At 45.3% G+C, this 14,671-nt stretch carries 14 protein-coding genes; 3 read left to right on the forward strand and 11 right to left on the reverse strand.

Going from position 1 to position 14,671, the window contains the following annotated elements; all coding sequences use genetic code 11:
* Positions 1-23: 23 nt before the first annotated feature.
* Positions 24-755, reverse strand: a complete 732-nt coding sequence (cobB, locus tag GZK95_RS07440) for a Sir2 family NAD+-dependent deacetylase (RefSeq protein ID WP_075709565.1) — start codon at positions 753-755, stop codon at positions 24-26.
* 120 nt (positions 756-875) lie between these two features.
* On the opposite strand from cobB, the gene GZK95_RS07445 reads away from it, so the two are divergent.
* Positions 876-1,058, forward strand: coding sequence for a hypothetical protein (locus GZK95_RS07445; protein ID WP_075709564.1), 183 nt, complete (start codon positions 876-878; stop codon positions 1,056-1,058).
* Positions 1,059-1,109: 51 nt separating this feature from the next.
* Here GZK95_RS07445 and GZK95_RS07450 read toward each other — a convergent pair whose 3' ends face one another.
* From GZK95_RS07450 to GZK95_RS07490, 9 genes are all read right to left on the reverse strand, one after another.
* Positions 1,110-1,526 carry a hypothetical protein gene (locus tag GZK95_RS07450; protein WP_075709563.1) on the reverse strand — a complete coding sequence of 139 codons (417 nt, stop codon included), beginning with the start codon at positions 1,524-1,526 and terminating at the stop codon, positions 1,110-1,112.
* The gene (locus GZK95_RS07455; RefSeq protein ID WP_075709562.1) at positions 1,510-2,559 is read right to left on the reverse strand and encodes a formate dehydrogenase subunit gamma; all 1,050 of its coding nucleotides are present in this window, start codon (positions 2,557-2,559) and stop codon (positions 1,510-1,512) included. The genes GZK95_RS07450 and GZK95_RS07455 overlap by 17 nt, the downstream gene beginning before the upstream one ends.
* 15 nt (positions 2,560-2,574) lie before the next feature.
* Positions 2,575-3,183, reverse strand: a complete 609-nt coding sequence (fdh3B, locus tag GZK95_RS07460) for a formate dehydrogenase FDH3 subunit beta (protein WP_075709561.1) — start codon at positions 3,181-3,183, stop codon at positions 2,575-2,577.
* Positions 3,184-3,194: 11 nt separating this feature from the next.
* A complete protein-coding gene (locus GZK95_RS07465; protein WP_075715745.1) occupies positions 3,195-6,050 on the reverse strand; it encodes a formate dehydrogenase subunit alpha in 2,856 nt (951 codons plus the stop codon).
* Positions 6,051-6,065: 15 nt separating this feature from the next.
* Positions 6,066-6,263: a twin-arginine translocation signal domain-containing protein gene (locus GZK95_RS07470; protein WP_075709559.1), complete on the reverse strand. Its 198-nt coding sequence runs from the start codon at positions 6,261-6,263 to the stop codon at positions 6,066-6,068.
* A gap of 63 nt (positions 6,264-6,326) precedes the next feature.
* On the reverse strand, positions 6,327-6,953 hold the full coding sequence (locus tag GZK95_RS07475) for a TorD/DmsD family molecular chaperone (RefSeq protein ID WP_075715746.1): 627 nt from the start codon (positions 6,951-6,953) through the stop codon (positions 6,327-6,329).
* Positions 6,954-6,962: 9 nt separating this feature from the next.
* Positions 6,963-8,624, reverse strand: a complete 1,662-nt coding sequence (locus GZK95_RS07480; RefSeq protein WP_075709557.1) for a 4Fe-4S binding protein — start codon at positions 8,622-8,624, stop codon at positions 6,963-6,965.
* Positions 8,625-8,807: 183 nt separating this feature from the next.
* Positions 8,808-9,440 (reverse strand): DUF3306 domain-containing protein, encoded by a 633-nt coding sequence (locus GZK95_RS07485; RefSeq protein ID WP_139315083.1) that lies wholly within the window; start codon positions 9,438-9,440, stop codon positions 8,808-8,810.
* A complete protein-coding gene (locus GZK95_RS07490; RefSeq protein WP_075715747.1) occupies positions 9,430-9,879 on the reverse strand; it encodes a DUF3305 domain-containing protein in 450 nt (149 codons plus the stop codon). Before GZK95_RS07490 ends, GZK95_RS07485 begins: the two co-directional genes overlap by 11 nt.
* A gap of 181 nt (positions 9,880-10,060) precedes the next feature.
* Here GZK95_RS07490 and fdhD point away from each other — a divergent pair, with 181 nt between their 5' ends.
* Together fdhD and GZK95_RS07500 are read left to right on the forward strand one after the other, a co-directional pair.
* Positions 10,061-10,891, forward strand: a complete 831-nt coding sequence (gene fdhD / locus GZK95_RS07495; RefSeq protein ID WP_075709555.1) for a formate dehydrogenase accessory sulfurtransferase FdhD — start codon at positions 10,061-10,063, stop codon at positions 10,889-10,891.
* A gap of 139 nt (positions 10,892-11,030) precedes the next feature.
* Positions 11,031-12,950, forward strand: a complete 1,920-nt coding sequence (locus GZK95_RS07500) for a methyl-accepting chemotaxis protein (protein WP_075715748.1) — start codon at positions 11,031-11,033, stop codon at positions 12,948-12,950.
* A gap of 67 nt (positions 12,951-13,017) precedes the next feature.
* On the opposite strand, the gene GZK95_RS07505 is transcribed toward GZK95_RS07500, so the two are convergent.
* Entirely contained in the window at positions 13,018-14,610 is a 1,593-nt protein-coding gene (locus GZK95_RS07505; RefSeq protein ID WP_075715749.1) for an ABC-F family ATPase, read from the reverse strand.
* Between the last annotated feature and the right edge of the window lie 61 nt (positions 14,611-14,671).

The raw sequence follows: 14,671 nt of genomic DNA on the forward strand, positions 1-14,671 counted from the left end.
TTATCTGCCGAGCCCTGCTCTATCTAAGCAATTTTAGCCTTTTTTACCGCGAGAATCTCATCAACGAGCTTTGGCACTTCAATACTCGCCTTACCATAACGTTTCTCTTTGAACTCACTTTCGACCGCACTTGGCTCTAAGTTGATTTCGATGGTGTGAGCGCCATGCATGCGAGCGTCGTGAACAAATCCTGCTGCAGGATAAACTACACCTGATGTTCCAACTGAAACAAACAAATCGGCTTTTTCTATTGCCGCGTAGATGTCCCCCATGCGCAGCGGCATTTCACCAAACCACACAATATGAGGACGCATTTGCGACGGAATTTGGCAACAATGGCACATCTCGCCAGTATGAATATCATCTGCATGGTCAACGACCTGATTAGACTCACTGCAGCGCGCTTTAAGCAGTTCACCGTGCATGTGAATGACATTCTCACTCCCGCCACGTTCATGCAGGTTGTCGATGTTTTGGGTGATTATTGTCACTGTACCATCCAGTTCTTGCTCAAGACGTCCAAGAGCTAGATGGGCGGGATTAGGTGCAATGACACTGTCTTGTAACTTACGGCGACGCTGATTGTAAAAATCTTGCACGAGATCAGGATTACGGGCGAATCCTTCCGGTGTCGCAACATCCTCTATGCGGTGATTCTCCCACAAACCATCTTGCGTGCGAAAAGTTTGAATCCCCGACTCTGCAGAGATACCCGCGCCAGTTAGTACTACAATATTTCTATAAGGGAAATCCATAACCTGTCCTTGTTACTCTTTTGCTTAAGCTTAACACTGAAAGAAAAACAACAATAGTAATATGGATTAGACCATGGTCGTACTGATGACCGTGAATATTGAGTTTTGAGAGGAAAAACAATGCTGAGATTGTCTCTTGTTGCTGTACTAGCTGTCTCTTTGCTAGGTTGCCAGTTAACCCGAGTAGAAGGCGAAGTCGATGATGTGGAAGTCAAGGTAAGTACCAAAGATAGCGATGGTAAGCATAGCAATAGTGACTATAAGTTCTGTCCTCCGGGGCAAGCGAAAAAAGGGAACTGCTGACGATAGAACGTGCTTAGCACTAAAAAAGGTCTCCGAAGAGACCTTTTTAGACTATAAGTTTGGACCTGTAGATGGTCTGTGGGGCTTATTCGCCTTTAGTTGTTGCATGCCTTGGAACATACGCATAAACCACACCAGAATGGCTAGGATAGCAAACACGCCACCCACGACAGGTATTGCGTAAGCCACTTTGTCCAGCAAAGTGTTATGGAACCAGTAACGTTCGATACCAGCAAGAACACCATTGGTTGTTGCTACCGTTACGATAAGCACAACGAAGAAAGTTAGGTACAAGAAAAACGTACGAATCAACCCGTAGTAGTGCGAGTTAATCACTTCACCATCTTCACCTTTATCTAAGCGGTAACCTGCGTAAATAATTGCAACTACGCCAGAAATAAGGAATGTGAAAGGCGTAAAGCAGCTTAGGATGTACGCAACCCAAATACCATTATGAGGTTTGTTCATCAGCTTTTACTCCTTTTTGCACTGTTTCGCTCGGCTCAGCCTCGCCCATCGCTTCTTTTGCTTTAACTTCTTCATACCACAAATCGTGGTGTTCTTTTGCCCAAGTCTCGTCAACTTCACCAGTAACCATGCCTTCAAGTGCCCCTTCCATACCGAATAGACCGATGTAGATGTGGAAAATGAAGCCACAGATCAGGATAAGTGCTGAGAACATATGCACTAAGTTAGAGATTTCCATATCGCGACGTGTCTGACCAAAGATTGGGAAGTCAAGGATCAAGCCACTTACCGCAGCGATAGCACCAAAGCCGATTAGCAACCAATAAATCGCTTTTTCACCACCGTTAGAGAAACCTGCAGAAGGATGCGTTCCCTTATGCTTACCAACCATGCCGCCCATTTTCATAAACCAACGAACGTCAGTCATGTTAGGGATAGACTTGCGCCACCACTTCAGCAGAACAAAAGTAAGTAAAACAAAGAACAATGGTCCTACGTAGTTGTGGTATTGCTTAGCTAACATGATCACAAAGCCCCAAAACTCACTTGGAACATAAGGCTTTAAGAAGTGCTTACCATAAACCAACATCAGACCGCTGAACGCTAGCGTTAAGAATGTAAACGCCATGCTCCAGTGCAGCGCTCGGTCCCAACGCGACCAACGCTTCATCTTCTTGCCGGTACGTGGTTTGCTCAGCATAAGTGGCCCAACAAATACGTACGCCATGATAACCATCGCGATACTACCGAAGATCGCGACTGCACCAGCTGGAGACATCCATTTCTCTTTTAGTACAAACCAAGTCTCACCTGGCGTACTGATAAGAACACCGTGCTCTGGGAACTTAGACGTTGTATAGCCAGACTCACCTTCTCGTACTTCTTTCCAGAACTCTGTACCAGCAAGCTGCGCCATCTCTTTCTGTGCAGTTGGCACTGACTCTTGCGCTGCCGCTGGCAGTGAAAGAGCCATTGCCAGTGCTGCCAAAAATGGCAGCACTGCAAGAGAGAGACGTTTAAACAGATGTGTCATATCTCTCTCCAAACCTTAGCTTTTAGTTGCGTCGAAAGACAGATCTTCACCATTTGTCCAACCTGCGTTTTCAGCACCACGCTGAACCACACGTTGGCGGAAGATGTCTGACACTTTCTCTGCATCACCAGCTAGAAGTGCTTTAGTTGAACATAGAGAAGCACACATAGGTAGTTTACCTTCTGCAATACGGTTAGCACCGTACTTCTCACGCTCTTCTATTGAGCCAGGTTCAGTGTTTGGACCACCTGCACAGAATGTACATTTGTCCATCTTGCCGCGCTCACCAAACGACGCTTGTTTAGGGAACTGAGGCGCACCGAACGGACACGCAAATAGACAGTAACCACAACCGATACAGAGATCTTTGTTGTGTAGAACGATGCCATCTTCAGTGTGCTCGAAACAGTCTGCAGGACAAACAGCCATACAAGGCGCATCTGTACAGTGCATACAAGCGACCGAGATTGAGTTTTCACCTGGTTCGCCATCGTTAAGTGTTACTACGCGGCGGCGTTGAATACCCCACTCTAGCGCGTCGTCGTTTTCGTTTTTACATGCAGTCACACAGCCGTTACATTCGATGCAGCGTTTGGTGTCACATAGGAATTTCATTCGTGCCATTTCTTGACTCCTTACGCTTTACGAATGTTACATAGGGTTACTTTAGTTTCCTGCATCAAAGTAACAGGGTCGTAACCGTAAGTGGTTGCAGTGTTCGCTGCTTCACCAATCACGTATGGGTCAGTACCTTCTGGGTACTTATGACGAAGATCTTCACCTTCGAACTTACCGCCGAAGTGGAATGGAATGAACGCAAGACCTGGTTTAACACGACGAGTAACCATCGCTTTAACCTTGATGCGACCTTTCTCAGCACCTTCAACCCAAACGTCATCACCATCTTTAAAGCCAAGATCGTTAGCATCTTTAGGGTTTACTTCTACAAACATCTCTTGTTGTAGTTCAGCAAGCCATGGGTTTGAACGTGTCTCTTCACCACCACCTTCGTACTCAACCAGACGACCAGAAGTGAGGATAATTGGGTATTCACCTGACTTATCTTCTTTCTGAATTGACTTGTACAGAGTTGGTACACGGAAGATCGCTTCTTTGTCATCCCAAGTTGGGTAATCAGCAACAAGATCGCGACGTGGTGTGTACAGTGGCTCACGGTGTAGTGGTACGCGATCTGGGAACGTCCAAACGATCGCACGCGCTTTACCGTTACCAAATGGGATACAACCGTGTTTAATCGCAACACGTTGGATACCACCTGAAAGGTCAGTTTTCCAGTTTTTGCCTTCTGCCGCTGCTTTTTCTTCAGCCGTTAGGTCATCCCACCAACCAAGTTGTTTTAGCAGCTTGTCGGTGAATTCTGGGTAACCATCTTGGATCTCACAGCCTTTTGAGTAGCTGTCTTCAGCCAGTAGGCTTTGACCTTCAAATTCAACACCGAAACGAGTACGGAAGTTACCGCCACCCTCAGCAACCGTCTTAGACGTATCGTAAAGGATGTGAGTACCTGGGTGTTTCATCTCAGGCGTACCCCAACATGGCCAAGGTAGACCGTAAGTTTCGCCGTTTGCTGAACCACCTTCCGCTTCAAGTGTTGTCTTGTGGAATGTGTGCCAATTTTGTTGGTGTTCTTTTAGACGCTCAGGGCTTTGACCTGTGTAACCAATCGTCCACATACCTTTGTTGAATTCGCGGGTAATGTCTTCGATTACAGGCTGGTTGTTTTCAACGTTGATGTTTTTGAACAGTTGCTCGGCAATACCTAGTTTCTGTGAAAGCAGGTAAATGATTTCATGGTCAGGTTTTGAATCAAATAGCGGTTGGATAACCTGATCACGCCACTGAAGTGAACGGTTAGACGCTGTTACACTACCGTGAGTTTCAAACTGAGTGGTAGCTGGAAGCAGGTAAACGCCGTCAGTACGATCGTTCATTACCGCTGCAACTGTTGGGTATGGGTCAACGATAACCATCATATCCAGCTTTTGCATCGCTTTCTTCATCTCAGGACCACGAGTCTGAGAGTTTACTGCGTGACCCCAGTAGAACATGGCGCGAATGTTCTCGCGTTGACGGATCTTATCTTTGTCTTCAAGAACACCATCAACCCAACGAGATACAGGAATACCTGCACTGTGCATTGGTTTTTGACCACCGTATTCGTTGTTATCGAAACGGTTTTGAACCCACTCAAAATCCACGTCCCATACTTTCGACCAGTGACGCCATGCACCTTCAGAAAGACCGTAGTAACCCGGTAGCGTATCAGATAGTACGCCAAGGTCAGTTGCACCTTGTACGTTATCGTGACCACGGAAAATGTTTGCACCGCCGCCTGATTTACCCATGTTACCTAGTGCAAGCTCTAGTACACAGTAAGCACGTGTGTTGTTGTTACCTGTCGTATGTTGAGTACCACCCATACACCAAACAACACAGCCAGGACGGTGTTCAGAAAGAAGTTTCGCTGTGTGGTACACGTCTGCTTCGCTGACACCAGTTACGCGTTCCACTTCTGCTGGGTTCCATTTCGCCACTTCTGTACGGATTTCATCCATACCGAAAACGCGTTGTTGGATAAACTCTTTGTCTTCCCAGTTATTTGCGAATACATGCCATAGTACACCCCAGATAAACGCAACGTCAGAGCCTGGGCGTAGTGATACGTAATGATCCGCTTTAGCCGCTGTACGAGTGCGACGAGGATCCGCGACTACGATTTTACAGTTGCTTTTCTCTTTCGCGATAAGGATATGCTGCATTGCTACAGGGTGAGCTTCTGCTGGGTTCGAACCGATAAACAGCATCGATTTACAGTTGTGCATATCGTTGAAAGAGTTTGTCATCGCACCATAACCCCAAGTGTTTGCTACACCGGCTACCGTGGTTGAGTGACAGATGCGTGCTTGGTGGTCAACGTTGTTGGTACCCCATAGCGACGCCATTTTACGATACAGGTATGCCTGCTCGTTGTTGTGCTTAGCACTACCTAGGAAGTAAACCGCATCTGGACCCGATTGTTCACGGATCTCTAACGCTTTTTTACTGATCTCTTCTAGCGCTTGGTCCCAAGAAAGCTTCTTCCACTTACCGTTTTCAAGCTTCATTGGGTACTTAAGACGACGCTCACCGTGACCGTGTTCACGCAGTGCTGCACCTTTTGCACAGTGACCACCAGCGTTGAACGGGTGATCGAATGCTGGTTCTTGACCAGTCCAAACACCTTGTTGCACTTCAGCGTAAATACCACAACCTACCGAACAGTGTGAACAGATAGTACGTTTCACTTCTGTTTTCGCGCTCGGATCAACCGGCTTCGCTTGCGCTTTCTTCATCATGCCAGGAGCGAATAGGCTTGCACCTACTACCGCGCCACCAGCGGCTAGCGAAGAGTTTTTCATAAATGTACGACGAGAGACACCAAGTTGGTTCTGCTCTTTGCTCACTGAATCAGAGCGTTTGACTAATTTCATTCTGAGTGCTCCTAATTACAGTGTGTCGTAGTAATCGCGAATATGCTGAGTTTCACGATAGCCCGTCTTCTTTTCGTCAGGTTTAATTTCTACTGTTTCTGCAGCAGTTGCCACTTTGCTTGTCCCAGCGACAACTGCACCAGCAACAGCAGCAGTTGTTAAGCCTTTCAGGAGATCCCTGCGGCTTGTATTGATTTCATTATTATCTTTCATGGTTGCTTCCTTACCCTCTTAAGGTAGTGTTGTGGAGGCTTATCGCCCCTCTTATCGATGTTATTACTCGTACTCAGTTACGTTTTTCACATCAATTTTTAAATGAGTTTTACTTTTTACATTTTGACTAAATTGCACTTGCTCTAACGTGCCAAAAGCACGGAGTAATTGAGCAACTGCCAAATAAAACTTTGCGTGTGGCGCTTGTTCAATCTGCTTTGCCAATGACTCATACCAAGGCGCAACGTGTCGATTGAAAAACACTTGTTGAGTGCACTCTTGCTCGGTCGTTAGCATCGCCATCACTTCGCATAGCGCAGCAATATGATCTTCAGGTTCTTTGACATTCTCTTCACGCTCGAAACCTAAAGTTTCTAAATCACTGCGGATCTCAGCTAGAGGTTTCTCCATCAAAGCGCCCGCCATATGCCAAGAGCCAAATGGAACCACTTCACCGCGGCCTATACCGATAAAGAGATCTTGATATTCGTCTTCCAGTGCTTCTTGTTCACTCTCTTGCGCAGCTAGCTTTAGAGCTTGCCAAGCTTGTTGCATGGCACTTTCCGCTGACTCGATCTCAAGCTCAGATAAGAACTCAATCAGCTCTTGAGACGGCAATTGGCGAAACAGAGAAGCCAATAGCAAATAGATATCTTGGCGCAGTGTTGCTTGTTCGTTATTGTTTTCCACACCTGACTCCTAGTATTTCAGTTGTTTCATTGGGTCATCAGCCATTGCTTCGAACATGTCGATAACACGGCAGTCTTCACACATTGCAATACGGTTAATCGCGGCTTCATCAGAGAAGTGAGAGTGACCGCGTAACTTGGACTGCAACATATCAATCATAGACTGTGGTGCGAAAGGTTTGTGACAACGGATACATTCCGCTGCTTTTTCTTCATGAATCACACGAGCATTTTGACGAGAATCTTTATCCCAGTTCATGCGCGGTGTAAGCGTTAGAACCTTCTCAGGACACGCTTTTACACATAAACCACATTGAACACAGTCTTGCTCGACAAACTTCAATGAAGGTGATTCGCCATCGGTGTGTAGCGCACGTGTCGGACACACCGCGACACAACTCATACATAAAGTACAATCGCTCGACTTACATTCAACATTGCCGTATGGCGCATTCGTCGCGAGATCTACTGCATTTTCAACTGGGATTCTCGAAATCGCTAAAGCGTCAATCGCCGTAAATAGACGTTGGCGTTTGTTACCTTCAAGGTCACCAAGTGCAAGATCAAAAGAATCAGTGCAAAGTGTTGGAGGACCTTCACGCAGTGATTCTAGATAAAGAATGTCGATACACTCTTTTTGAATACCAAGTTGGCTTAGAAGCTCTTGTGCAATCGCGACTTCGTTATTCAGAATGCGGATGATCGTCGCTGGCATAAAACGGCTAGCGGCAAAAAGAACCTGAGTAGCACCATTAACCAGTGCTGCAAACCAAGTGTCGATACCGACTGAAGGCAGCTCTTCTACAACGACAGGGATAACGTTATCTGGTAATGCTTTTAGCGCCATCACGTTGTAACTTTCATGACGAGAGCTACAAATCAGCACGATCGGATCAAGACCGCCCGCTTTCTCATAGTTGGCTAGCGTACGCTCAATGAATTTTTGTGTATCTTGTGGATTTGGTAGCGCGTAGTGAATCGCTTCTGTAGGACATGCTGTCGCACAAGTCCCAACACCTTGACAAAGGTATGGGTTAATTTCGATGCGATGACCTGTTTTATCACTACCTTGACTCGACAATGCACCTGCAGGACATGCGTCTACACAACGCTCACAACCTTTTACGCCACGTGAACTGTGCGCACATAAATCCGTATCTAGACGGAAAAATTTTGGCTTATCGAATGTGCCCATTAGGGTTGGAATTTCTTCCAATGCATCGGCCAATTTTGGATAGCCACGACCGACAGGATAATAACCAGGAACAGGCACTTCTTCTGTCATGCAACTGTTTAGGCATAGGTCAAGTACGACATCAAAACAGTCGTGACCAATCGCAGCTTCTGCTAGGTTACTTTTTAGTAGATTGTTGACGATTTGAACTTCGAAAGCGCCAAGAAATCCGGACACCTCAACTGAACTCGCAAAATATAGATTTGCATGAGTGCCCTTTTGACCATCAGTAGATAGTAGTGTCAGGCTATTCATCTGCTCAAGTTGCTGCGCCGCACTTTCAATAATCGCAGTAGGACCAACAATTAATGTATTACCGCCACTTTCGTAACTTACTGTCGGTGGGATGAGATTGGTAAGCTCAACCGTGTTTTCAAACGCGTAAAGTCTTGCTTTACCATTGTTTGATGTTGCTTGTTGTAATAGTTGTTTAAGCATTGCTCGATTCCGTTTGCAACCGGATAATTTGACTATTTAGTCATTAGCAATTGCCATACCAACTTTTATTTCAATTAAAAACAATAACTTAAATCGAATTTACGTCAATGTTCGAGACAAAAAAACCGATTGAGACAATTTGTCGCAATCGGTCTAGCTCTGATGTAGTCAAAATGTACCTAATTATTGTGTGGTATATTTTGTCTCATCACCTTCATCAGTGCCTTTTTCATTGACGATATCAGCATCGCCACTGAGCTCGCTATCTTGGGTTTCATTGGCAGCGAATTGCGCTTCATCCTCTGCAGAGGCGTCTTGTTCAACAACGTTATCCTGAGTGTCAGCATTTTCAGCTTCCGATGCGACGGCAACAGCTTGTTCTTTCTCTGCAGTTTCTTCTGGCTGTTCTTTTACCCAATCACGTAAGGTTTCCGCGACGCTCTGAGAAAGCGTTTTAAGATTGCTGTAGTCTTCATCGTAATCGTCTAGACCATCACGAACGTTAAACTCCTCTGATAGAAAAAGTTTGCGTAGCGCGGCCTTCTTAACACTTTGCTCAGCTTCAGAAACCAATAGATTCGCAATCGACATTTCTTCGGGTTTGTCAGCATCAGCTGCTACCGTAGTGTCTGACTGCGTTTCAGATGCTGTTATCGCTTGTTGCGATTCATCAATAGCACCTGATACATCTTTGGTTATGTCATCACTATTTTCCGCTGCTTTATCATTAACTTGAGTCTCTTCTGCACTCAATAACTCTTTAGCTTTTTCGTCTAACTTACGCTTAGACCAGCGGCTAATAAAACTAGTTACCATTTGATCGACCCGCTCCTGCGCGTTTTTTACGTCTTACTTCTAACAGTTCACCATGACGACCAATGTACGCTTCCATCCATGCCTGAACGACTAGCGGCATATCATCTGACAATACGAGATAGTCGCCATCCATAAATCGAGAAGCAACACTTTGAGAGGCGGTAATCATGACAATTTTTGCATTCTCTTCGCCGTCAAATGCGTCGAGTACGACAAACAACTTAGGCTGTTGCGAACTTAAGTTAAAGCGGTACTCAGTCCGTTCATCTTTGTGTAGTTCAAGACTCGCCAATTGCTCGCTTTGCTGACTAGGCGAGAGGTTAAAGCCTATCAGTTGCTGTTGAATCGTTGTCCACTTACCCATAGAGATTTCTTTGGCTTCTATTTCGCACTCTATCGGCCAAAGGCTTTCGGTTTTATCCAGTGTTAGATTAGACATAATTCACCATGCATTTTACGTTTTGCTAAGACTAAGCAATATTCATTCCCAATTATAGCATCAGCGGAGCGATGTCGAGCTTACGAACAGGAACAGTTATTGCTTACTATGATGTATGATGTAAGAACCTCCATTGACTCATCATCAATCTTGAGATGAGCAGATAACAATAGGAATAAACGTGGTTAAACCAAATATAATTAAAACCAGTGAGAATCCACTACAAACCATCGAAGTTGAAGTATACGACGAGTACGGAGAGAAATTAGTTAAAGAGATCGCGTGTGAACGCCCTCTCACCGTCATGCTTAACTGGAAAGAGGTCGTAACGCTAATGACGTTAGGTTCTCGTCCTGAGTCACTTGTTTTAGGTTATTTGAAAAACCAAAGCTTTCTCTCTGATCCTAACGCAATTGAATCCGTTATCATTGATTGGCAAACCAGTAGCGCCGCAGTCATCACCAAAGAAGATACCCAGCATATCGAAAGTGCATTAAAGAAAAAAACCGTCACATCTGGCTGTGGCCAAGGCACCATGTATGGCAATGTGATGAAGCAACTGGAAAACTATCAAGTACCACAAACGCCGATTAAACAGTCTGAAATCTACACAGCACTTGAAGCACTTACACATTACAACGACACATATAAGAAAGCTGGAGCGGTACATGGCTGTGCGGTTTGCAAAGGGGATCAAGTGTTATCATTCGTTGAAGATGTTGGTCGCCACAATGCCGTGGACACACTTGCCGGCGAAATGTGGATCAATGAGGAATCAGGCAGCGATAAAATTTTCTATACCACTGGTCGTTTAACCTCTGAGATGGTGATCAAAGTGGCACAAATGGGAATCCCTGTACTGCTGTCTCGTTCTGGCGTCACTCAAATGGGACTAGATCTCGCTCGTAAGTTTGGTATTACGACTATCGCTCGAGCAAAAGGTTTACGTTTCCAAGTCTTTACTGGCGCTGAAAAGATTACCTTTGATGTCAAAGGCGAACAAGCAGAATAAACTTAGAGCCCCTGCAAACCAGGGGCTTTTGATTTCACACTATAGTTGCAAAACCTCTCTCTAATGCTATTAGTTTAATATCCGCGATCACAAAAACTACTCTACGCGGCCTTTAAACGTCAGTCTCTAGGGAGAAACTATGTTCCAAGGCACTCAAGCACCCCCCGCCCCCTCTGCGAATACTAAACCGTTAAGACTACTCGACCGTTTTAGTATCAAAACTAAGTTACTCACAATCAATGTCATTCTGTTGATAGGTGTCATCTGTTATGGGTTCTTCGAGCAGTACAGTCTAAATAACATGCACGAATTAGAGTTGGCGTCGGTAGAAAATGCGGAAGCTGAAATCGACCTACTTACATTAAGGCGTCATGAAAAAGACTTTATCGCTCGTCATGACATCAAATATCAGCAGCGTTTTGATCAAACGTTCACACAATTGACTGAACGATTACAACAACTTGACCAGCGCATTACCACTCATGGCCTGCCGCTCGATGGTCGAATGAATACGATTAGTGAGACACTGGAACAATACGGTATCAAGTTCCAGCAGCTCGTTACTCAGATTGAGTTGATTGACTCGAAGACGAGTGGTAAGTCTCTCATCGACAAATTAACTTCATCTCGCGGCCAACTTCGTCAGAATGTGATTAATCTTGATAGTCTAGAAGCCAAAGTGGCGCTATCCGAGCTGATGGAAAAAGACTTCCATTATCTGGCCTACCCATCAGAGCAGACCGAACTAGAACTCTCTCAATCACTACAGACCTTCTACCAGCAGTTCGCTTATCTATCTAATCTACAGGAAGCGTTTGATCGCTACCAAACCGATCTGGTTAACTTGTTTAGCGCAAACGCCCAGCTTGGTTTAACGCCTAATCAAGGCATCCGTGGGGATCTAAGACGCACTGTACACACCACTGAGCAAGAGATTTTGTCCTTACAAGGTGATATTGAATCCTCTATCTTGCTCGCTGCGGATAAAGTAAAAATTCAATTGCATATTTTTGGTGGATTACTAGCACTTATCTTATCGGGGTTATTAATGCTGATTGGCCGCAATATTTTGGGCCGAATCCAAAGTATAAAATCGATGATGCATGATATAGCCCAAGGCAACGGCGATCTCACCGTGCGTATGAACGCATCAGGGAACGATGAACTCGCACAATTAGCGAACTCGTTTGACTCCTTTACCTGCAAGTTGCATCAATTAATCAAAGACGTCGCCTCAGCCAAAGAGGTACTAGACCAAAGCGCTTCTATGAGTACTCAAGCGTCAAATAGAAGTATGAACAATGCCGAGCAACAAAAAATAGAGTCTGAGTCTGTTGCAACGGCAATCAACGAGTTGGTTCACACGAGCAACGAGATTACTTCAAATATTGAACAAGCCGCAGTGAGCGCCTCAAACATGAAAGACGCATCGCAACTCGCACGGGATATCACTCAACAAGCGAGCGCTAGCATGCAAACCCTTTCCGGTGACATTGCCAATTCTCAACAATTGATTGAGCAACTTGAAGATCAAAGTCGTCAAATCAACTCAGTTATTTCAACCATCCAAGGAATCGCTGAACAAACTAACCTGTTAGCACTCAATGCCGCAATTGAAGCTGCACGTGCCGGAGAGCATGGTCGCGGCTTTGCGGTCGTTGCCGATGAAGTTCGAGATCTGTCGATGAAGACTGATAATTCAACCCGGCAGATTGAGTCAACAATCACCAATCTATCCAGTCAAATCCACTCCACTGTCGCCATCATGGCCGCGAGCCAAGAGCAAGCAGAAGCCACGATGCAAGATACTCACAAAGTGGTAGATGCTATCGATAGTGTTAATCAACAAATTGAAGAGCTGTTCAATATGAATACGCAGATAGCGACTGCGTCTGAGGAGCAGTCTATGGTTTCAGGAGAGATTGACCGCAATATTACTCATATCGCTTCTCTTGCCAGCGATACGTTTACTGAAGTACAAGATTCGGTGAAATACAGTACTCAGGTACAAGAAGTGAATCAAAAACTCGGTTCTTTGGTTGCGATGTTTAGGTATTAGGGCTGCAAATTGCCGACACAAAAAAGGGCTAGTCAAAACTAGCCCTTTGCGTATTTCGATTTAACGATTAACCGTCAATACCGCGTGCTCTTAGGAACTCAGAGTAGGTACCGCGGAAGTCATGGATTTTGCCGTCGCGGATCTCAAGGATACGAGTCGCTAGAGAGTCAACAAATACGCGGTCGTGAGATACGAAGAACAGCGTACCTTTGTATTGCTCAAGCGCCGTGTTCAGTGACTCGATCGATTCCATATCCATGTGGTTGGTAGGTTCATCCATAAGCAACATATTTGGTTTTTGCATCATTAGCTTACCAAGCAGCATACGACCTTGCTCACCACCAGACAGTACTTTGACTGATTTCTTAATGTCGTCTTGACCAAACAGCATACGACCAAGGAAACTACGTAGCACTTGCTCGTCGTCGCCTTCTTGACGCCATTGACCCATCCAATCCATCAGTTTCAAGTCTTCTTCAAAATCATGTGCGTGATCTTGCGCGTAGTAACCAATGTTGGAGTTTTCTGACCACTTGTATTCGCCTGTACGTGGCTCTAGTACACCCGCTAGAGTGTTAAGTAGTGTTGTCTTACCTACCCCGTTTTCACCGATGATTGCGACACGCTCACCAACTTCAAAAATTGCATTGAAGTTAGCAAATAGGTCTTCTTCAAAACCTTGGCTTAGGTTTTCAACTTCTAATGCGTTACGGAACAGCTCTTTCGACTGTTCGAAACGAATAAACGGGTTTTGACGGCTAGACGCTTTCACTTCGTCTAGTTGAATCTTATCAATCTGTTTTGCACGTGACGTTGCTTGTTTTGCTTTTGATGCGTTCGCCGAGAAACGCGCTACGAATGTTTGTAGTTCAGCAATTTGCGCTTTCTTCTTCGCGTTATCTGAAAGTAGACGTTCACGAGCTTGGCTTGCCGCTGTCATGTACTCATCGTAGTTGCCTGGGTACAGACGAAGTTCACCATAATCTAAGTCAGCCATGTGGGTACATACTGAGTTTAGGAAGTGACGGTCGTGCGAAATGATGATCATGGTACAGTTGCGCTGATTTAGCGTCTCTTCCAACCAACGGATCGTATCCATATCCAAGTTGTTGGTTGGTTCGTCAAGTAGCATGATGTGTGGGTCAGCGAATAGAACCTGTGCCAGTAGCACACGCAGTTTCCAACCCGGTGCCACTTCGCTCATTAAACCGAAGTGTTGCTCAAGAGGAATACCTACCGCTAGTAGTAGTTCACCCGCTTTTGACTCCGCCATGTAGCCGTCCATCTCAGCGAACTCAACTTCAAGATCGGCAACCTTCATACCGTCTTCTTCGCTCATTTCCGCTAAAGAATAAATGCGGTCACGTTCTTGTTTTACTTCCCACAGCTCTTTGTAACCCATAATTACGGTATCGATTACAGTGTACTGCTCGTAGGCAAACTGATCCTGGTTTAGCTTTGCAACACGTTCATTTGGATCGTAGCTAACATTACCGCCGCTTGGCTCTAGCTCCCCACTAAGGATTTTCATAAACGTTGATTTACCACAGCCGTTCGCGCCGATAAGACCGTAACGGTTACCTTCGCCGAATTTAACTGAGATATTTTCAAAGAGTGGCTTAGCGCCAAATTGTTGCGTAATATTAGCAGTAGAGATCAAAACCTGTACCTTAGCTTAGTGGTTAAAGGGTAAAAACCGCGCAACGTTACTGATAAAGTGG

The sequence above is a fragment of the Vibrio panuliri genome, assembly GCF_009938205.1.
Lineage (GTDB): Bacteria > Pseudomonadota > Gammaproteobacteria > Enterobacterales > Vibrionaceae > Vibrio > Vibrio panuliri.